18 protein-coding genes are annotated in these 19,542 nt (G+C 37.1%); 14 read left to right on the top strand and 4 right to left on the bottom strand.

Annotated elements, in window-relative coordinates; translation table 11 throughout:
- Positions 1 to 30 precede the first annotated feature (30 nt).
- On the top strand, positions 31 to 1,416 hold the full coding sequence (rimO, locus tag BALOs_RS14060; protein WP_114705813.1) for a 30S ribosomal protein S12 methylthiotransferase RimO: 1,386 nt from the start codon (positions 31 to 33) through the stop codon (positions 1,414 to 1,416).
- Positions 1,417 to 1,422: 6 nt separating this feature from the next.
- Here the strand turns inward: rimO and BALOs_RS14055 are convergent, their stop codons facing one another.
- Positions 1,423 to 5,304 (bottom strand): putative Ig domain-containing protein, encoded by a 3,882-nt coding sequence (locus BALOs_RS14055; protein WP_162929714.1) that lies wholly within the window; start codon positions 5,302 to 5,304, stop codon positions 1,423 to 1,425.
- A gap of 206 nt (positions 5,305 to 5,510) precedes the next feature.
- On the opposite strand from BALOs_RS14055, the gene BALOs_RS14050 reads away from it, so the two are divergent.
- On the top strand, positions 5,511 to 6,287 hold the full coding sequence (locus BALOs_RS14050; protein WP_120405555.1) for a hypothetical protein: 777 nt from the start codon (positions 5,511 to 5,513) through the stop codon (positions 6,285 to 6,287).
- A gap of 1 nt (position 6,288) precedes the next feature.
- Here BALOs_RS14050 and epmA read toward each other — a convergent pair whose 3' ends face one another.
- A complete protein-coding gene (gene epmA, locus BALOs_RS14045) occupies positions 6,289 to 7,284 on the bottom strand; it encodes an EF-P lysine aminoacylase EpmA (protein WP_120405554.1) in 996 nt (331 codons plus the stop codon).
- Between the two features lie 30 nt (positions 7,285 to 7,314).
- Here epmA and ftsY point away from each other — a divergent pair, with 30 nt between their 5' ends.
- The 5 genes from ftsY to BALOs_RS14020 all read left to right on the top strand — a co-directional run bounded on the left by ftsY (position 7,315) and on the right by BALOs_RS14020 (position 11,541).
- Positions 7,315 to 8,535: a signal recognition particle-docking protein FtsY gene (ftsY, locus tag BALOs_RS14040; RefSeq protein ID WP_162929712.1), complete on the top strand. Its 1,221-nt coding sequence runs from the start codon at positions 7,315 to 7,317 to the stop codon at positions 8,533 to 8,535.
- A gap of 42 nt (positions 8,536 to 8,577) precedes the next feature.
- Positions 8,578 to 8,883, top strand: coding sequence for a cell division protein ZapA (gene zapA / locus BALOs_RS14035; protein WP_114705808.1), 306 nt, complete (start codon positions 8,578 to 8,580; stop codon positions 8,881 to 8,883).
- 2 nt (positions 8,884 to 8,885) lie between these two features.
- Positions 8,886 to 9,446, top strand: coding sequence for a 5-formyltetrahydrofolate cyclo-ligase (locus BALOs_RS14030; protein ID WP_114705807.1), 561 nt, complete (start codon positions 8,886 to 8,888; stop codon positions 9,444 to 9,446).
- Positions 9,447 to 9,462: 16 nt separating this feature from the next.
- The gene (rny, locus tag BALOs_RS14025) at positions 9,463 to 11,022 is read left to right on the top strand and encodes a ribonuclease Y (protein ID WP_120405552.1); all 1,560 of its coding nucleotides are present in this window, start codon (positions 9,463 to 9,465) and stop codon (positions 11,020 to 11,022) included.
- Between the two features lie 66 nt (positions 11,023 to 11,088).
- The gene (locus BALOs_RS14020; RefSeq protein WP_120405551.1) at positions 11,089 to 11,541 is read left to right on the top strand and encodes a hypothetical protein; all 453 of its coding nucleotides are present in this window, start codon (positions 11,089 to 11,091) and stop codon (positions 11,539 to 11,541) included.
- Here BALOs_RS14020 and BALOs_RS14015 read toward each other — a convergent pair.
- Positions 11,501 to 12,502 carry a tRNA-dihydrouridine synthase gene (locus BALOs_RS14015; RefSeq protein ID WP_120405550.1) on the bottom strand — a complete coding sequence of 334 codons (1,002 nt, stop codon included), beginning with the start codon at positions 12,500 to 12,502 and terminating at the stop codon, positions 11,501 to 11,503. The genes BALOs_RS14020 and BALOs_RS14015 overlap by 41 nt on opposite strands.
- 82 nt (positions 12,503 to 12,584) lie before the next feature.
- On the opposite strand from BALOs_RS14015, the gene BALOs_RS14010 reads away from it, so the two are divergent.
- The 6 genes from BALOs_RS14010 (at position 12,585) to BALOs_RS13985 (ending at position 17,842) form a co-directional block, all read left to right on the top strand.
- The gene (locus BALOs_RS14010) at positions 12,585 to 12,998 is read left to right on the top strand and encodes an NUDIX domain-containing protein (protein ID WP_120405549.1); all 414 of its coding nucleotides are present in this window, start codon (positions 12,585 to 12,587) and stop codon (positions 12,996 to 12,998) included.
- Positions 12,991 to 13,767 (top strand): hypothetical protein, encoded by a 777-nt coding sequence (locus BALOs_RS14005; protein ID WP_114705802.1) that lies wholly within the window; start codon positions 12,991 to 12,993, stop codon positions 13,765 to 13,767. Before BALOs_RS14010 ends, BALOs_RS14005 begins: the two co-directional genes overlap by 8 nt.
- Positions 13,764 to 14,243 (top strand): hypothetical protein, encoded by a 480-nt coding sequence (locus BALOs_RS14000; protein WP_120405548.1) that lies wholly within the window; start codon positions 13,764 to 13,766, stop codon positions 14,241 to 14,243. The genes BALOs_RS14005 and BALOs_RS14000 overlap by 4 nt, the downstream gene beginning before the upstream one ends.
- 202 nt (positions 14,244 to 14,445) lie before the next feature.
- A complete protein-coding gene (locus tag BALOs_RS13995; protein WP_114705800.1) occupies positions 14,446 to 15,792 on the top strand; it encodes a hemolysin family protein in 1,347 nt (448 codons plus the stop codon).
- 107 nt (positions 15,793 to 15,899) lie between these two features.
- A complete protein-coding gene (locus tag BALOs_RS13990; protein WP_240406486.1) occupies positions 15,900 to 16,904 on the top strand; it encodes an NAD(P)/FAD-dependent oxidoreductase in 1,005 nt (334 codons plus the stop codon).
- Positions 16,905 to 17,143: 239 nt separating this feature from the next.
- On the top strand, positions 17,144 to 17,842 hold the full coding sequence (locus BALOs_RS13985; RefSeq protein WP_114705798.1) for a hypothetical protein: 699 nt from the start codon (positions 17,144 to 17,146) through the stop codon (positions 17,840 to 17,842).
- Here the strand turns inward: BALOs_RS13985 and BALOs_RS13980 are convergent.
- Positions 17,820 to 18,128: a 2Fe-2S iron-sulfur cluster binding domain-containing protein gene (locus BALOs_RS13980; protein WP_114705797.1), complete on the bottom strand. Its 309-nt coding sequence runs from the start codon at positions 18,126 to 18,128 to the stop codon at positions 17,820 to 17,822. The two genes, BALOs_RS13985 and BALOs_RS13980, sit on opposite strands and share 23 nt — an antisense overlap.
- Before the next feature lie 115 nt (positions 18,129 to 18,243).
- On the opposite strand from BALOs_RS13980, the gene BALOs_RS13975 reads away from it, so the two are divergent.
- Complete coding sequence (locus BALOs_RS13975; protein ID WP_114705796.1) at positions 18,244 to 19,350, top strand: Glu/Leu/Phe/Val dehydrogenase dimerization domain-containing protein; 1,107 nt, start codon at positions 18,244 to 18,246, stop codon at positions 19,348 to 19,350.
- The last annotated feature ends 192 nt before the right edge of the window (positions 19,351 to 19,542 follow it).

Below are 19,542 nucleotides of genomic sequence, written 5' to 3'. Positions count from 1 at the left end.
TACCTACTTTCGCTTACATTGGAGACATATATGACTGAGATTTCATCTCAAGTTAACCAAAAATTTAACGACCGCACGGTCTACTTTACTTCTCTGGGTTGTTCTAAAAACCTTGTTGATGCTCAGGTTATGCTAGGGCATATGGGCCTAAATGGCTTCAAGGTTGAAACTGAGCCGCAAAATTCAGAAGTAATTGTTGTTAACACATGCTCTTTCATTGAAGCGGCAAAGCAAGAATCGATAGAGATGATTCTAGACCTTGCAGACTATAAAGATGAAGAGGTCGGAAAATGTAAGGCCCTCGTTGTGTCAGGTTGTATGGCACAGAGATATTCAGATGAACTTGAAAAAAGTCTTCCTGAAGTTGATATGTTTATTGGAACAGGTGAATACAATAAGATTGTTCCTCTTCTAACTGCTTTAGAAAATAATAAATTAGAAAAGAAGTCATTTGTTGAAGTTCCAAGATTTATTCATACTGAATTTGATCCAAGACTTAATACTTCTCCATTTTATACAGCTTGGTTAAAGATATCTGAAGGGTGTAATCGAAATTGTACATTTTGTATTATTCCAACCCTTAGAGGGCGTCTTCGTTCACGTACTGTTGAGTCTCTCGTTGAAGAAGCAAAGAAACTTTCTGAATCAGGAGTTCGTGAGTTAAATCTTATTTCTCAAGACCTTTCTGATTATGGAGTTGATTTAAGTGATGAAAATAATCTATTTGAACTCCTGTCTGGCCTTGAAACAGTTGATGGTGTTGATTGGGTTAGACTCTTCTACTTCTACCCAGATGAATTAACTGATGAAGTAATCGAAAAGATGGCAACATCTTCAAAAGTTTGTAAGTATCTTGATATGCCAGTTCAGCACTTCTCTGATTACGTGTTAAAGAGAATGAATCGAAAGATCACAGGTGAGAAGATCATGGAGAGAATTGTTAAGCTTCGTGAGAGAATACCAGGTATTGTTCTACGAACTTCAATTATTGTTGGTTTTCCTGGTGAGTCGGAACAAGATTTTGAAAAACTTTTAGAAGGTGTAAAAAAAGCTCGCTTTAACCACCTTGGTATTTTCAGATACTCTGATGAAGAAGGTACACCGGCTTATCGTCTTAAAGATAAGAACTCTCAGGAAGTGATTGATGAAAGATTTGATCGCTTATATGAAGCTCAAAAAGAAATTGCTCGCGAGCTTAATCAAGACTTCTTAGGTCAAACAGTTGAAGTTTTAGTTGAAGGAACACATGAGGATACTGATCTTTTAATTGTCGGTCGCCACTTTGGCCAAGCTCCGGATATTGATGGAAAAGTTATTATCAATGATTTAAATGAGAGAGATTTAAAAATCGGTGACCTCATTGAAGTTGAGATCACCGAAGTATTAGATTTTGATTTAGTTGGTCGTGTGCTTTAGTTATATTTATTCTTCATCTCTGTACTTATACGCAGGGAACTCGTAGAGATATCGTCCTGTAATCGTATCCCCTGAAGTGTAGTTTTGAAGAAGTGGCAACGTTAAGAAGAATTCATCATCGTCGTAACCTTTAATCTGGTAATCATCTGTACCGATACGAATCTCCATACCAGGGTAAAAGTATTCGCTTGGAAATCCGCCAGTAACTTTTACTGACAGCTCGGACTTCGTTGCAGAATCAATTGTTAAAGGGATAACAGTATAAGCAGTACCTACTGTTGGCGCAGTCGATGGCCCACAAGCACTATAATTTGTTCCTCTATTTAAATCGTCCCAATCGTCAAATCCATTGATAGGGTTGCCAAATAAATCTGATAATGAGTTATCCATTGCCCAGTTTCCTGCAATATAAGCTTTGTCGAGGTTTGTTAGATCAAAGCTTGTATCCCAATCTCTAATGTGAACGTTAATTCTTGCTTGAACATCATTGGCTTGGTCAAGGCAGTTAAAAGTATAAAAAGGATTGGCTCCCATAAATGGATCAACAATATTATTAGGTGTATCTTCATATGTAGCTGATAAAGCGTGAGCCTTTATTCCGTCTGCATAGTAGTCAGTATTTCCATCATGACAAGATGTTTCAGTAAGGTAATTTGTTACCAGTACATTTGTATTACCACCTCTCTCAAGTGGCCTAGTTGGAGATTGAGTTGTATTTACTCCATTATATGCTTCCGTTAGTTTTGCATAAAAACCTTTCTCAACATCACTCCTACCAAACTCTTCGACAATAGGCCCATCAAGACAACTTCTAGGATTACCTTCACATGTATGTTTTACAACTTCTACTGTGTTGGTACAGTCTGATGGTGTAATGAGTGCTCCTGTATCGTCCCTTACTTCTTCAGTGTAGATGAAGTTGATTAAACCAAGTGAGTAGCCACCATCATCACAGTTGATGTCTTCGCTGTATTTTCCAGTGCAAATATCATCAAGTGATCCAGAAAATGGTCGTCCGTTAATGTAGATTCCATCAGTTGAGTAAGTCGCAACGTCACCATTGCCACCACCGTAAACGTTGCCACTCCCTTGACCTGCTGAAAAGCTTGTTGTCCCTGCTGCAAGACATTCTGGAGATGCATTTGTTACAACTTGAACGATGTAATCCGATGCCGAGCCATCATATGTAATTTGATTGTCTGTTGTCTTATTTGGTCTACGCTTAAAGTAAGAGAATGGTACATATTCAAGAGTATGGCACATTCCTGGACCAACATTTGCATTAATATTTATATCTCTTGCGTAAAGGTCACCTTCACCAATATCGAAGAAGCAATCGATATCAATAATATCTTCAATATCAGAAGCTGATGATTTTGGATTACTGATAATATCTCTCTTCTTAATTCGGCATTTATTAAAAATATTACCTTCACCATCTTTGTGGCCATAGAACAGTGGAGTATTATCAATATCAATTTCAACTTCAAAATAGTCTTCAATTAAAATATTGAAAGAGCTCGAAGCAGAACCTAAAATATTTTTTGCTGTAACGATAAAGTTTTTTGAAGCTGCAGCAACTTCAGGTATTCCTGAAATTCGTCCTGTGTCTGGATCTAGCGTTAGTCCAGGTGGAAGTTCCGGCTCAACAGAGTAGACAACAGAATCTCCTCTTGGAAGAGTTGCTAAAAGTGAGGACTCAACACCTCTTTGAAGTTCAAAAGTTGTTAGAGATTTATAATTTGTTATCGAGTCTGCATTTAATGAATACGGTCTCACTGATGAGAATTGTGCAGGCAGAGTTAAAGTAATTGGCTTACCATCTGCACTTTGTAGCAGTGCTGTATCATTTGTTGAATCTATGGCAGATAATGATAAGCTTGCACGATTCGTTGTTGTTAAAACGTCCATTCCTGATACTAAACTAGCTGTATCTGAAAACGTAGCTTCTATAACTGGAGCCCACATACTTAACATTGTATATGAAGTCCCTAAATCACAATCAGCTAAATTAGTATTACTTGCAATAAAGTCACGATTGGCCGTTGTATCATCAGGATCTTTTACTTGATTTACAAAAACGTATCCAGATAGCCCTGTATCCGTTGGGTTTCCTGTTACAATCGCTTTTGCATATTCATTTGAAGGTGCTGCAATAAACTCCTGACAAAGTGCCGGTTGTTGGTCAATATAAGTCGGTGTGAATGCAGCCGTTGTATTAAGTTCCATAACATGAGTTAAAGAAACTGGCTCCGTTTGAATAACTGCTTCTTCATCTACGAACTCTTTATAGTTATCAATGGAAGAATCTTTTACGAATTCACCAGAAATAACCTGTACGATTAGATACTTCTCATTTCCATCAATGTCTAAAATTTTCTTGATTATCCCTTTTGCACCTTCTGTTAGAGGAGGTGTTGCAACAGTTGCTACTTCTTGGCCTACGACAAATGTTGAAGTACTTTGAATTAAGTTCTTTACTTTAAAAGCTGTAAGTTGAGAGTAAGATAGCTTCTCAGGCGGGTTTACAATACCTATGTCAAACGTAAAAGTTCTCTTTGATATGTTATTTGATACCGTAACAGAGTATTCTTTTGCGCTTTGTAGTTCGTGGTCTGCCCCTCCTGATACATCAATGATGTAGCCAAATAATGGACTATCCACATCTTTTACTAGCTTCAATGTTGAAGGAAGATCTGGAGTAACTTCAATATTGGTATGATTGTCATAGCTAATATGTGAAATAGGACTTACTGATGTATCATTGATAAGTTTTAAAACAATATTTGAATCAGGTTGAAAGTAATACTTAAGTTTCTCAATGACTCCTTCTGTATTAGAGAATGGAGATTGATTATCAATAACGTCACCAGGATATATTTCTCCTGAGCTGATTGTTCCAAAGATAGAGTTAGACTCATCTTTGTAGGTTATTGTTCCAGTTGCACCTGATGCAGTTGAGAATGTTTCAGATGTAATAGAATCGTCAGCTAAAAATCCAGTATTTGAATTTAATTGAAAGCCAATATAAATAGGGCCAGAAAATGGAAAGGCCACAGTATTTGTATTTGTTCCATCATAATTAAAGTAACAAGTACCTGAGTCAAGATACACATCACCAATTGTAGGAGTACTTGGTACACTTGTTCCAATATCTGTTCCAGTACAATTAAATCCAGTATCTACCTCGAGGGTAAGCTTTTCTGGGATAGGTGCCATAACGGCAATTTTAGGCATCGAAGTTACTGTTATAGTTTCTGCCGTTGCATTTGGTGGATCATAGAAGTTGAAGTTTGCGTTTGCAGCAGTAAATGTTCTAATTGGCGCAGCGTTAGTATCTCCAAGCCTAATTGTTCCTGTTTTACTTTCAAGAGTGAAAACACTTGCATATGTTGTTTCTAAGTCTGTTCCAAAGTTAAAACCTGGATTTGAGATTGGATCTAAGAAATTATTTTGAGTAGAGTCACTTACTGAAAAGACCTTGTCTTCTTGACTTATATACTCACTATATTGATTACTTAGAGTGTCGCCACCAGATGACTCGATGATTGTATAATCACCAAAGTTTCCACTTGGTTGAATATAGTTAACTAAGTTTGAGCCACTGACATTCATTAGGCTTAAGTCACCGGTAACAAAAATATGTGTTTTGGAGCTGTCATAAGAAACAGACGATGGAATATCGATACTGTCTGCTGAAATCTCATTTCCTTCATCATCCTCAAATCCTGATGGTGGATCGACGACTTCACCAACTGAACTTGATGCATCATCACTTGTTGCACCTTCTTCCTTAAACTTAGTTAAGCTATCTGGCACACATGAAGATGTGATGAGAAGTAAGATTAATAATAAATGGAGTGACGGTCTACCTTTTAACGTTTTCATACAATTATTATCGAATGAAACGTCCATAATCTTTACGAAATTTGAAATAACCCCTGTTTACGGGGGGATAGAGGTATTTCTTGCCTGTGACTTGGATAAAAACTTGACAAAAATATGTGGCTAATTTTTGCTAACTTCCTAAAAATACGAAGGGCATTTATAATGAGGAAATATTGATAACTTATTGTTTTTTTTGGGGGACCATTTTGAAGAAACTCATTATTGTTTGTTTAGTTGCGAGTACGACCTTTGCACAGGTTAATTTTCTGCAAAACTTAAGGCCATTTGTTGAAAAAAATATTTCATCAGAACTTGCGGATAAAATTTGGGGAGCAAAGGACGAAGTTACTTTACCTGAGGTACCAACAATTAAAAAAGATGCAAAAGACTTAAGTGTTTATAACAAGAAAAAATATAATTCACCTTTTTCAAAAGAAAAAATGTCTCAATATAATCTCTCTTATATAAATGAGCTAATTAAAGCGACAAGAGGTTTAGAAGCAAATCGAAATGAGTTATCAAAGTGGTATAGTACTCTAGAACAAGGGGGAACACGTGAAGGTGTATATCGTTCTCTTGTTCTCTCTCCTTATTACCAGAGGCTTGAAAATTATAAAGAACAAACTTCAGAGGTTGCCAAAGACTTTACTGTTTCTTTCTTTGGTACATATTTAAATAATGATCTAGAAAAAGCTAAACTTAGTTCTTTAAATATTTATTCCATAAAAAGAATAACGACAGAAAAATCTCTTGAAGTAATGGAGGCCCTTCTAGGTCAAAGTCAGAAAAATTTTAGTCGTTGGTACGCCGTTTTATCTGCTGACTTGGCCAAGAATTATCCAATATGGAGTAGTAAACTAAGAAGTACAAAAGAAAGTGGAGTTCACTTTCGCTGGGCCATGAAGATGACACCTGATATTGTTAAGTCGGAGCTTATCTTGAAGCTACACTTGCTTTTTAATCATCTTCAAAAACAACAATAAACTAATCAAAGAATACGTCTTCTTCAGCTGTAATGGCCATAAGAAGGCGTTCTACTCCAAGTGCAATTCCTGCACTCTTGGGAAGACCTTTTTCAAGGGTTGATATAAATCTTTTTGGCCACGGTAGTTTGTAGTGATAAATCTCTTCTTTTAATTTGCTATCTTTTTCAAACCTTTTTATCTGCTCAATCGGATCTGTCAGTTCATTAAAGCAATTACAAATTTCAATACCATGACAATAAACTTCGAATCTTTCACACACTCGAGGATCGTCTTCTTTTATAGTTGAAAGTGCACGTAGCGGTTCTGGGAATTCATAAAGAAGAACGAAAGGATCTTTTTTCAATTCTGGTTCAATATAATTATACATAAGTAAGAAGAAGAGGTCGTCCCACGCATAATCATCTTTATTATCAGAAAGACTTATTCGTTCACTGAAGTCACTTTTTATCTTATTAAATAATTTATCTCGTTCAAGATAGTTGAGAATATCGAATTGAAGCACGCTCTGAAAAATTTCTTGAACAGTAAGTTTTTTTATATCAACTTCTGTCTTATTGCGAACTTGCTCATAACAGTATTTAAAAAGCTGGATAGTATCTTCCATGATCTTCTCATAATTTTCATTAGCTCGATACCATTCAAGCATTATGAATTGCTTGCGGTGTGTTTCACTATTTGGCTCATCACGAAAACAGTAGCTCATAGTGAAGATCTTATTCATTCCTTCGCTCAATAGTTCCTTCATATGAAATTCTGGTGAAGTGTGAAGGTAGAGATTATGAGTTTTTTCTTGATGCACCGAGTGAATTGCAAAGGGATGAATGTGAGTTTCCATTCCCGGATTCTCCACAATTGGTGGTGTTAGCACATCAATAAAACCTTCTTTGTTGAAAAAGTTTCGAATCATTTGCTGTAATTGAAAAAGAGCTAATTTATTTGCCATATTAATGCCGTTTTTTGACTTAAAATATTGATTTTTATACTTACTTATCATATCTCTAAAGCACACAAAATGGAGAATTATATGTTGCAACTCGTTGCTTTTCTACAGTCTTGGGCAGACCAAGCTGGAATGAATATCATAATCACAATCGAATACGCTTATGCCTTTATTGCTCTTTGTTCGGTATTAGGTGTGAGTGGTTTCACTGGGCTTTTCTATCTTGTGAAACCAAAGGCAAAGCTGCCTCCACCAACTAAAACAGAGACAGAAGAAAAAGACGAACCTCAGTCACAAGCTGAAGTATTAGAAGTTGTTGAAGAAGTTAAAAAAGAGGAAGAGGAAGAAGTCCTTGAGCCGACTAAGCCAGAGAAGTCATGGAAAGATCGACTAACAAAGGGTCTTTCACGCTCTCGTGAAGGAGTTTGGGGAAAGATCGGAAGTATCTTTGGCCGCGGAGGTCTTGATGAGGATGCACTTGAAGAAGTCGAAGAGCTTCTCTATGGAGCAGATCTTGGGCCAAAGGCAACAAGTGAACTCATTGAAGATCTTGAAGAAAAGGCAAAGTCTGGGGATTTTGATGAAGCAAAATTTAAGTCATATATTAAAGACTTTTTGAAAAATAAGATGGCAAGTGTACAGGCCAATAGTCCTGGTGATCTGTTTCAATTCGAAAAGAGTGATTCAAAATTACCTAAGGTCATAATGATTGTTGGTGTTAATGGAGCAGGAAAGACGACAACTATTGGAAAGCTTGCGACAAAGCTTACTAATCAAGGAGCAAAGGTTGTTGTTGGTGCGTGTGATACATTCCGTGCTGCGGCAGTTGATCAGCTCCAGGTGTGGTGCGATCGCGCAGGTGCAACAATGATTCGCGCAAAGGAAGGGGCCAACCCAAGTGGTGTTGGTTATGACGCGCTTCAGGCTGCAATGAATGAGGAAGCTGACTATTGTATCCTTGATACGGCGGGGCGTCTTCATACAGCGGGAAATTTAATGGATGAGCTGACTAAGAGTAAGAATGTTCTTAAGAAGCTGATGGAGGATGCACCTCATCATACACTTTTAGTTATTGATGCCATTACTGGTCAAAATGCTATTCGCCAAGCGGAAGAGTTTAATAAGGCTTTGGATCTAACAGGTCTAGTATTTACAAAATGTGATGGATCTTCGAAGGCCGGAAGTGCAATTTCAATTGTTGACGCACTTCAAATACCAATTACTTATATTGGTGTCGGTGAAAATGTCGAAGACCTGAGTGTGTTCAATTTAGATGAGTATCTTGACGCACTGGTAGGTAATTGATTGATTGACTGGAATCCTTTGTAGGACTACAATTGAATTACTATGGATATAAGTACGGAAGTAAAAGAATATCAAGTTTTAGGTCATAATTTCAGACTCCAAGAGTCTGGAGAAGATGAGATTGTTTCTGCGACAGAAATTGTTGAGTATGTTGATACGATCGCAAGTAATATTCGCCAAAAGGCCCCTTCAATTTCTAACTCACAATTAGCTGCACTTGTGGCACTAGAGTTAGCGAAGGAAAAGTTATCTTTAGAGAAAGAGTATAAACAAGAGATCACAGATGTGATGTCTCTTTCTGATAATGCCCTGAGATTGATAGAGGAATCACTTCCAAAGACTCACTAATCATGAGTTCGGAAAAGAAAAACCTTCGTAAAGAAGTTTTAAATATCATAGCGCAGATGGATCCTCAGGAATTTGAGATTCAAAGTGCAAAAGTTGTTTCAAACCTCGTTACTCTTTTTAAATCCGAAAACTTTTATCCGCAGACTCTTGGGATCTTTTATCCGATTCCAGGAGAAGTTAATTGTCTTAACTTAAAGGTACTGGGGAGCTTAGCATTTCCCGTATTTGATGAAGACTCAAATGATATGGAATTTAAGTCTTCATCATTAAGTGAGTTAAAGACTATTAATGCTTTTGGTAAAGAATTTAAGGTGCCTTGTGAGTCATCTCAAATTGTTGAACCAGATATTATATTAATCCCAGGTGTTGCTTTTGATGAGTCAGGGCATCGCTTAGGAAGAGGTAAGGGTTATTATGATCGATACCTCACAAATAGAAAGAAGAAAGAACCATTAAAAATAGGCGTTTGCTTTAATCAGCAGTTACAAGAAAGCATTCCTTGCGAGCAACATGACCAAGTAATGGACTTTGTTGTAACAGCAAAGAAAGTGATTAAAGTGTGAATATAGGGAGAGAGTAATGAGTACAGATTTAATCTTAGCATCACTTCTTTTTCTTGTTCTTGGACTAGCAGTTGGTTTTGTTATCCGTAACCTTCAGGCCAAAAAAGAATTGGCCGAGCGTGAGGCAAAGGGTGATGAAATCATCAACAAGGCTAAAGAGCAAGCAAAAGAGATTAGCTATAAAGCGAGAAAAGAGGCAAAAGAAGCGGCCCAAGAAGAAAAGAAGGACGCTGATAAGTATGTCCAACAAGTTAAGCGCGAGCTTAATGATCAAGAAAAAGACCTGAATAAAAGACAGGCCAAGCTTGAGTCTAAAATGGATGAGCTTGATGAGAAAATGAAGAAGCTTGATAAGAGAGAAGACGAAGTTAAAGAAAAAGAACTCGACGCTCTTAAAGAGAAAGAAAAGTATGTCGTTCGCCAAGAAGAATATGCTGGAAAGCTTTCAGAAGTTGCGGCCATGACAAAAGAGCAGGCCAAAGAAGAACTTCTAGAGACAATGAAAGAAGACGCTCAAGTTGATTTCACTAAAATGATTAAACGCATGGAAGAAGAGGCAAAAGAAGAAGCTGAAAGCCGTGCTAAGAGAATCGTTGGTATTGCAATTCAAAGATATGCTGGTGAACATGTTGGTGAAAAGACAATCTCAACTGTTGATCTTCCATCTGATGATGTGAAAGGTCGTCTAATTGGTCGTGAAGGTCGTAATATTAGAGCATTTGAGCAAATCTGTGGTGTTGATTTAATTATCGATGATACTCCAGAGATCGTTGTTATTTCTTCATTTAACGTTGTAAGACGTGAGATCGCTAAGGATACAATTGAGAAGCTAATTGCTGACGGTCGTATTCACCCAGCAAAAATTGAAGAATTTCATGATAAGTCAAAAGCTGAATTTGAGAAGAAGCTTCTTACACTAGGTGAGAAGGCACAAATGGAGATTGGTGTTCACGGTATTCACCCTGAGATCCTTAAGCTTGTTGGTGCATTAAACTTTAGAACTTCATATACTCAAAACCAATACCAGCATGCAATTGAAGCAGCATTTATTTGTGGTTCAATGGCAGCTGAGATGGGTCTAAATATTAAGCAAGCTCGTCGTGCGGGTCTTCTACATGATATTGGTAAAGTTCTTGATGCTGCGGCCGAGGGATCACACGCTGTTATCGGTGCTGACTTTGCAAGAAAGTATGGAGAGTCTGCTGACGTTGTTCACGCAATCCGTGCTCACCACGATGATGAGAAGCCGGAATCGATTCTTGCTCATATTGTTGCAGCAGCGGATGCGATCTCAGGAGCAAGACCAGGAGCTCGTAAAGCACTTACTGAGTCTTATGTTTCTCGTCTTACAGATATCGAAGAAATTGTTAATTCATTTGAAGGTGTTAGCAAGTCTTACGCTATCTCTGGTGGACGTGAAGTACGAGTTTTTGTTGAGAATGAAAAAATCAACGATGAAGAGACGGTATTATTATCTCGAAATATTGCTAAGCAAATTGAAGAGCAAATGTCTTATCCTGGAACGATTAAAATTACAGTTGTTCGTGAGACTAAGGCCGTTGGAGTTGCGAAGTAAAACTAATTACATTTATAATAGTAAGAGGGCACCCAGTAGGGTGCCTTTTTATTTTGGAGAAAAGTAATGAAGATGAAATTAGGCATTCGCTACTACATTTTTTTTATTCCCACTTTTGTTATTTTCTTTATTGCTTCGGCCGTCCTTAATTTTTCAACAGAAGAGTATATTTGTTTCTTTACAGCAATGGCCTTTGCAGGACTTTATTGTCATCCAGATCGAGTCTCATATTTTGAGGGGCGAACAAATCGTTTTAACTTTGCCAATGCTGTTATGAGCTTCTTTTTGAATTTAGAAAAACGGTTTCCAGATAATACGTGGGGAAACTTTTTTGTAAGACAAATACCAGGCTTTCTTTTCTTTCTACTTGTATCTTTAACAGGAGTGTCAATTCAAGGTTGGCTAGTTTATTTTGGCGGAGTTATTTTGTTTGAGATAACGTTCTTTTTCTATTCTAAAAGTGTTTTAAATTATGTTGCTAAGAATAGCGATGAACAAATTGAACAAGATGATCTTTAAATTCACGAAGTTCCTGTGATCTCAAAAACTTACCTCTAATTAATTCAAAGTTCTCATAATCATCAAAGAGATAGCGACAAAATGCTTTGAATCTCTTAAGTATTGTCGATTCTGGATAGCCAAACTTTCGGTATTCTTTTTCTAATTCATAGAAGTAGAGATCAAGATTTTGAGCTCTTAACTTTAAGAGAAATTCTTCACTGATAAAGTCTGCACGTCCCTGGTATTCTTTATAAATTGAAGCAAGCCATGGCGTCTTTAAGGCACTTCGACCACACATAATCGCATAAGGGTCACATTGGTCATAAATGCGATCAATATCTTCAATTGTCCAGATATCACCATTGGCAATGATTGGAAGAGATGAGTGCTTAACAGCTTTTTCAATATAGCTCCAATCGGCAACACCTTTATAAAGCTGATCGCGGGTTCTCGCATGGATTGTAATGCCATCAACACCACAATCTTCAAAAAGGTTTAAGAGGTCAAAGAAGAGCGAATCATCGCGATAGCCAATTCGAATCTTAACCGTGAAGACATTTTGAAATGATTCACGAATATCTCTTATGATTTTCTCAAGGGCCTTAAGGTCAGATAGAAGATAGGCTCCCCCTTTATTGGAGTTGACTTTCTTTGAAGGGCATCCAAGATTTAAGTCGATATGGTGATAATTGAGTTCACTAATTAAATTAATGGCCTGCTTCGTTTGTGAAATTTCTGAGGTTAGAAATTGATAGGCCGTCTTAATACTATGAGACTTCTTTTTTAAATATTCTTCACCGTAGTGTTTTACTAGTGTCTTTGTATGAACATTACCAACCGATGGAATTCGATAAAAATCTGTTGAATAATAATCCCAGTCACCAAATGCCCTTTGAATGGCCTCGCGATAAGGGCCATCTGTTACACCTTCCATCGGCGCAAAGATCATAGAATGTTTATCAAAAGGTAGTTTTCTCACTGAGCTTCTTATAAACAATCCGCTTATAAAAAGCTAGCACAGCTCTTTAACATTTCAATATTTTTAGGGTAGATATAATCTTATGGAAATATCAATAGTTATACCTTATCGCATAGAAGAAGATGGAATTGTTCTCTTCGGACAAAAACGCCAAGAAGATGGCCCACTGGATGGAAAGTTTGAATTTCCTGGAGGCAAGATTGAAGATGGTGAGTCATGTGAGGAGGCTGCTCGTCGAGAATTTTTAGAAGAGGTAGGCAGTGAATTAAATAAAATTTCCCTTTTTACCCATCTAAGCTTCAAATACCCCGATCGAAGTGTCTTTCTCTATGTCTATGTTACTGATTATATTGAAAGTATGAACCTTATTGCGCAAAAGATATCTTTTGAAAACGCTCAAAATGAGGTAGAAGAGCTTAATATTCCAGATGCAAATAAAACAATAATTATGCGCTTAGTAGAACATTTCTTACGAGAGAGTAAATATAATGAGTAATACATTTGAAATCGCAAAGTACTTTTTCTTGGCCGCAGGCTTTGGAGTATTTGCTTTTGCACCTGTTGCGAACTCAAAGATGACTGGTGGGGGTTTTCAAAAGCTTCTTTCGACAACATGTTTAGTTAGTTTATTCTTTGCAGCTATCACTCATATAATAACTGGTCATAGTGCAACTGATCTTGAAGCAATTCTTATTTATATAAGTACGATTTCAATCCTCTTTCATCACCAATTACACAATCACTATGATGAGAAAAATACGGCACTGTGGATTCTTTATGCTATCCCAACTCTTTTAGGCTTTATTGTTCTTTATTTATTTCAAGAGAAGAATTTATTAAATTACTTATATGTCGCTTCGTCAGTCTATTACTTAGGCGCAATTACATATGCTATGATTTTAGGTCACTGGTATCTTGTAACGCCAAAGCTTTCAGAGCTTCCCCTTAAAAGGGCCACTCTGGCGATGTGGGCACTCATTGGGATTAAGCTTATTTGGACGGCCGTTGAACACACAAAGCTTGGGCCATATTTAACAGAAGGGACACAACTTGGCGGCGGTTATGCCTTTAATTGGTTAATGGTTATTATGCGTGATATCTGGGGATACCTAGTTATCTTTGCAATGAGTATATTTGGTTGGAAACTTGTTTGCATGAGAAGTACACAAAGTGCTACAGGTGTTTTCTATGCCATGACGATTTTTATCTTCATTGGTGAAATTATTGCAATTTATTTATTTTATACATATGGATTACTACTATGATGGAAATTACTTTAACTTGTAAAGAATGTGGCTCAGGGGTTTCATTTCATCCAAATAAGGATGTAAGTGAAGTTGAATGTCAGATCTGTCATACAAAAACTGAAGTTCATATGAACGAAGATCACGAAAAAGGCATCTTAAAAGACTGTCCTTGTTGCAAGCGTAAAGACTTTTATAAGCAAAAAGACTTTAATCGAAAAGTGGGTGTAACCCTATTTGTAATTGCCGCTCTCTTAACACTTTATATGGCCACAACTCAATATGCTCCATATTCAGTGGCCCCTTTTATTATTTTATATATTTTTGACTTCGCTCTTTTTAAGCGTCTTCCGCCTGTGGTTATCTGCTATAAGTGCCAGACGATCTTTAGAAAAGTCAGTAATATCAGTGAGATATATGACTTTAATCACGAGATGAATGACCGAATTGTGTACTCGGATCACGACTTCAAGGGTGAGCAGCTAGATCATCACTAGTGAAGAAATAAACCTATATCCTTGAAATTTATAGAGTTATGATGTATTGAATCACATCAGGAATACTGATAAAATATTAACTATTGAACAGGGTGAGATAATCTCTCTATGCCCGTAACAAGGATACATTTTATAGAACCTCCGCTTTATTGTTGTTTCTTAAAAAACTCCAACTCCATTTCGTTTAAACTAGGACAAGGCAATGACTGATGTTAGTAGCCTTGAAATTGTCTCACTAATCGTTTGCTTTATTGGCTCAGGTTTTTTCTCTGGCTCTGAAGCCGTGTTGCTATCAATTCCTCATGACCGAGCAAGCCAGCTTATTCAAGAAGGTGGAGCAAAGGGACGTGCCATTGCATTTATGATTGATCGTCCAAGTGAGATTCTTACAACGATTCTTGTAGGGAATAACGTCGTTAATATTTTTGCTTCATCTCTTACAACAGTTCTAGCAACTCGTCTCTTTGCCGATGATGCCATAGGAATTGCTGTTGGTGCCACGACGTTTATCATTTTAATCTTTGGTGAAATTATTCCAAAAACTTTTGCTCGTACACACGCTGAAAGTATGTCTTTTTTCGTAATTCGAGTTCTTCAAATTTTCTACTATCTTCTTTATCCTGTAATTAAGATTATGGTGTGGTTAATCCATACTGTTCTTGGTGAAAATGCTCAACTTACAGGTCGAATTGTAACAAAAGATGATCTTGAGTTTATGATTCAAAAAGCAGAAAAGGAAAATACGATTGATCACAAGCAAATTGATCTTTTTAACTCGATCTTAGAGTTTCCTAAGATTAAGGTTAAGGATATTATGATTCCTCGTAGGGAAATCAAAACAATTCAAGTTAGTAGCTCTTACAAAGAAGTTATTAGTGAAATTGAGGAATCGATTCACTCTCGTTATCCAGTATGTGATGGTGAAGTTGATAATATTGAAGGCTTCCTTCACGTTAAGGAACTTGCATTCATCAAGAAGGATCAACGCGATAATTTCACATTATCTGAACACTTAAGAGAGCCATTCTTTGTCTACGAGCATATGAAGATACAGGCCGTATTTGATCATATGAATCGCAAGAAAGTTCACATGGCACTTGTTAAAGATGAGAACGGTTTAATCGTTGGTATTATTACTCTTGAAGATATTATTGAAGAGATACTTGGAGAAATCCAAGATGAGCACGATGATGATATCGATCAGATTACAAAAGAATACGAACAAAATGATCTTATCGACGGTGTGGATATTGATGGGGCCACTAACTTAAGAGATCTTGATCATGACTATGATATTAAGATTCCACTTAATGATAATTATTCAACTCTAGCAGGTTTCCTACTTGATATGCTTGGTAATAACTTCCCTGAATCTGGTCAGATTATTATCTGGGAAGGTTATAGTTTTGAACTAATTGAAGTTTTTGATTATGAGATCAAGCAGGTCAAAATCAAAGATGTCGATGGTGAAAAGCATTTCTTCTCTAAGAAAGAAGCCAAAGAAGCAGTCGACTCAGGTGAGGATCTTGTCGATATTCCAGTAAAGTAACTATCTAATTTCATCATATAGTTAATATATCTTTATATAGAGGGAATCTATTAGATTCCCTCTTTTTGTTAGTCTATACTTATTGAGAAACATAGATGGAGAAAATTATGTCTAGCGAAAAATTTGATATTGCAGTAATTGGTGGCGGGGCCGCAGGAATGATGGCCACACTAAGAGGTGTATTAAATAACGATAAAGTTGTGATGTTTCCAGGTTCTCCTCGCGATAAGAAGCGTTCACGTGAGAAGTGGGTCTATAAGGTTGAGAATATGCCTGGTACACATAAGTATAAAAAAGGGATCGAAGAACCTAATAAGGAAACTCTTGAGTGGATTCAAGAGTCTGAATTTAAAGATAATCTCACTTTCGTAAAAGGAAAAGGTGTCACAGAGGTCACAAAAAATGATGATGGCTCTTTTAAGCTCATTGATAGTGATGGAAGCGAGTATGAAGCAAGCTATGTGGTCCTTTGTACTGGGATCATGGATGTTCAGCCTCATTTTAACGACAGCATTAAACCAATACTTCCTTTTGCTAATGCACAAACAGTAGACTACTGCTTAAGATGTGATGGACACCATGTCTATGATAAGCACACATCGATTATAGGGCACACTTCAGGGGCCGTGTGGGTTGCTGTGATGCTCAAGGAGAGGTACAACACTCCTTCGATGTCGATCCTTACAAATGGAGAGACTCCTGACTTTAGCGATGAAGTTAAAACTCTAATCAAAGCTTATAATATTGAAGTTTTCACGGAAAAAATTGTGGATGTACTTGGAGATCGTAAAGAAGGACAGGTTCAAGGTTATAAATTTGCAAGTGGGCGAACTTTAGAATCAGCGTTTTCTTTTGTTTCCCTCGGGACTATCGTTTATAATGAATTAGCAAAGGCCATTGGCGCAGAAGTTGATGAACGTGGCTACGTTATAGGCAATGAAAAAGGTGAAACGAATATTGAAAATTTCTATGTTGCCGGTGACCTGAGGGCCAATAAGAAGAAACAAATTTATACAGCATGGGATATGGCCGTTGATTCTCTAGATGATATTAACGCCAAAATTCGCCGCAAGAAGAGGGCAGCATTATTAACATCAAAAGGTTTAGCTTAGTTCTTATATTTACTCTGATAACTTCTGTCTTTAGGACAGAAGTTGTCTGGGCCTTAAATAAAACAACTCATTATAAGAGTCTCTATCAATCAAAACCAAAATTATCTAAAAAAGAAATAGCAAAGCTAAGAGAGCTTACAGTCGTTTTCTTACCAGGAATTCTATCTCAATCAGCAATAAAGAAATCAGGTCAAATTTTAAACCTATCCTATTTTGTAGGTGATTACTTTAGTGATTATATGGAGTTATTAGAAGAGCACAAGATTCCTTTTAAAAGAATTATTGTGGAATCAGAGGCACCGGTTAAAGAGAATGCACGCTTCATTAAATCAAAGTTAGATAAGATTAAAGGGCCACTACTTATTATAAGTCACTCTAAAGGTGGTCTTGAATTTCTAGAAGTTTTAATAAACCATCCAGAAGTGAAAGATCGCGTAGTGGGTTGGGTGACAATGCAATCTCCGTTTCGTGGATCAGTTCTTGCAGATTACTTTATTGATGGAACAGTGACGAAAACGCTAATTGGCTGGGCCTTCTACCTTCTTGGTGGTGACATTAGTGGAATGCAGTCTGTAGGTACGGCCGAAAGAAAAAAGTATATGAGTGAGCATCGAGAAGAAGTCATGAAGGTTCTAGGCGATGTTAACTTTTTACAATTCATTACCTTTATTGATGCTCAAGATGGACGAGAGTCTCTATTAGAATCAAGCCGTAATTATATTTATAATCGTGTCGGTCGAAATGATGGAATGGTGGATATTCAATCTGCTCTTTTTAAGGATGAACAATATATTATCGTTAATGATGTTGATCATCTGATTACTGTCTTAGATCAAGAACGATTAGATTTTTATAAAGATGGAAATAAGTCTTGGGACTTTGATCGCATTAAGCACTTTCGTGCTTTAATTCAACTTATTTTAGAGAAGAAAATTTAATATCACCTAGAACCTTAGCTCGACAGGCCATTCTAATTTTACCTTCTTCAACTTCTGGATGCTCACCAGCTATTGCATCAATTGTGTTTTGCTCAATGATACCTGGTTTTTTCATGTTTTCTTTTCCCTCAATGATCTGTATACGACATGAGCCACAAGAGCCACTCAAGCATCCATGAGGTAGAGTCTTGCCTTGATCCTGAAGTGCGTCAAAGATACTTTGATTTTCATCGATCGTAAATTCAGTACTTTGCCCATTCTCATCGATTAGTGACGCTTTGTGCATACAGTTTTTATCCTTGAAAGTTTATTGTTCTTTTCACTATTGTAGCACTATTTTAAGCAATTTAAATTGCCATGAAATTTCGGGTAATTATTGCAATCAATTAAGGAGATTAAGCATGCCTAGTTTTGAGAGACTATACAAAGATGGACACGAAGAAGTTATCTTTTTCAGTGACCCAAGTTGTAACCTAAAGGCAATCGTTGCGATTCATAACACAGTTTTAGGACCAGCTCTTGGTGGAACTAGAATGTGGCCATATAATTCAGAAGAAGAAGCAATCAATGATGTATTAAGACTTTCAAAAGGGATGACTTATAAAGCAGCTGTTTCTGGTCTAAACCTTGGTGGTGGAAAGGCCGTAATTATTGGTGATCCAGAAAAGGATAAGTCAGAAGCTCTTTTCCGTTCATACGGACGTTTCCTAGAGTCTTTAAATGGACGTTATATTACAGCAGAAGATGTAAATATTGGTGTTGATGATATTGAGCACGTATTTACTGAAACAAATAATGTAGCAGGTGTTGCTGAAATTCATGGTGGTTCAGGTAACCCTTCTCCATGGACAGCTCGCGGTGTTTTCAGAGGTATCGAAGCAGCTTGTATGAAAGTTTACGGAGACCGTTCACCAAAAGGTAAAGTTGTTGCGCTTCAAGGTGCTGGATCAGTTGGTCGCTACCTAGGTGAGTACTTATACAATGAAGGTGCAGAAGTTTACGTTTGTGATATCAATGAAAAGAACCTTGAACTTTTCAAAGAAAAAGTTCCAAATGCAAAGGTTGTAGGAATTGATGAAATCTACGATGTGAAGATGGATATCTATGCTCCATGTGCACTTGGTGCAACTATCAATGATGAAACGATTGAGCGTCTAAATTGTAAGATCGTTGCTGGTGCTGCAAATAACCAACTTGCAGAAAATCGTCACGGAAAAATCCTTAAAGAAAAAGGAATCCTATACGCTCCAGATTACCTAATCAATGCTGGTGGTCTAATGAACGTTTCAATTGAATTTGAAGGTTGGTCAGAAGATAAGGCAATTAGAATGGTTGATACAATCTATGATACAACTATGAAGATTTTCGAAATTTCAGAAGAACAAGATATTCCAGTTTATCAAGCAACTGATATCCTTGCAGAATCAAGAATTGAATCAATTAAGAATATCCAAGGGAAGTTCCTAGGTCACGTAGGACACCGTTTTCCTGGTAGAAAGAAGCGCTAGCGTCATTGACTGGCTAAGGCCAGTCTATTGGACGCTACGCTAGCTCCCATTGCAATGAAATAAAGAAATATATTCAACAAGCCTGCATTTATGCAGGCTTTGTTGCCTCAGGAGCAATGGGAAAGCTATTGAAATGAGAATCGATAGATATATTTCGATATAAGGGCCCGTTTTTACGGGCCTTTTTTGTTT

The sequence above is a fragment of the Halobacteriovorax sp. BALOs_7 genome, assembly GCF_003612895.1.
GTDB classification, from domain to species: domain Bacteria; phylum Bdellovibrionota; class Bacteriovoracia; order Bacteriovoracales; family Bacteriovoracaceae; genus Halobacteriovorax_A; species Halobacteriovorax_A vibrionivorans.
The sequence above is the reverse complement of the archived record's forward strand: the minus strand, read 5'-3'. Positions and strand labels throughout refer to the sequence as shown.

Excerpts from the sequence above, each read along its gene's own strand:
- BALOs_RS13985 (WP_114705798.1), top strand. The coding sequence starts at position 17,144 with ATGGAGTTATTAGAAGAGCACAAGATTCCTTTTAAAAGAATTATTGTG.
- BALOs_RS14055 (WP_162929714.1), bottom strand. The coding sequence starts at position 5,304 with ATGAAAACGTTAAAAGGTAGACCGTCACTCCATTTATTATTAATCTTA.
- rimO (WP_114705813.1), top strand. The coding sequence starts at position 31 with ATGACTGAGATTTCATCTCAAGTTAACCAAAAATTTAACGACCGCACG.
- BALOs_RS14030 (WP_114705807.1), top strand. The coding sequence starts at position 8,886 with ATGAGTTCGGAAAAGAAAAACCTTCGTAAAGAAGTTTTAAATATCATA.
- BALOs_RS13990 (WP_240406486.1), top strand. The coding sequence starts at position 15,900 with ATGTCTAGCGAAAAATTTGATATTGCAGTAATTGGTGGCGGGGCCGCA.
- epmA (WP_120405554.1), bottom strand. The coding sequence starts at position 7,284 with ATGATAAGTAAGTATAAAAATCAATATTTTAAGTCAAAAAACGGCATT.
- ftsY (WP_162929712.1), top strand. The coding sequence starts at position 7,315 with ATGTTGCAACTCGTTGCTTTTCTACAGTCTTGGGCAGACCAAGCTGGA.
- rny (WP_120405552.1), top strand. The coding sequence starts at position 9,463 with ATGAGTACAGATTTAATCTTAGCATCACTTCTTTTTCTTGTTCTTGGA.
- BALOs_RS14010 (WP_120405549.1), top strand. The coding sequence starts at position 12,585 with ATGGAAATATCAATAGTTATACCTTATCGCATAGAAGAAGATGGAATT.
- BALOs_RS14020 (WP_120405551.1), top strand. The coding sequence starts at position 11,089 with ATGAAGATGAAATTAGGCATTCGCTACTACATTTTTTTTATTCCCACT.
- BALOs_RS14000 (WP_120405548.1), top strand. The coding sequence starts at position 13,764 with ATGATGGAAATTACTTTAACTTGTAAAGAATGTGGCTCAGGGGTTTCA.
- zapA (WP_114705808.1), top strand. The coding sequence starts at position 8,578 with ATGGATATAAGTACGGAAGTAAAAGAATATCAAGTTTTAGGTCATAAT.
- BALOs_RS13975 (WP_114705796.1), top strand. The coding sequence starts at position 18,244 with ATGCCTAGTTTTGAGAGACTATACAAAGATGGACACGAAGAAGTTATC.
- BALOs_RS14005 (WP_114705802.1), top strand. The coding sequence starts at position 12,991 with ATGAGTAATACATTTGAAATCGCAAAGTACTTTTTCTTGGCCGCAGGC.
- BALOs_RS13980 (WP_114705797.1), bottom strand. The coding sequence starts at position 18,128 with ATGCACAAAGCGTCACTAATCGATGAGAATGGGCAAAGTACTGAATTT.
- BALOs_RS13995 (WP_114705800.1), top strand. The coding sequence starts at position 14,446 with ATGACTGATGTTAGTAGCCTTGAAATTGTCTCACTAATCGTTTGCTTT.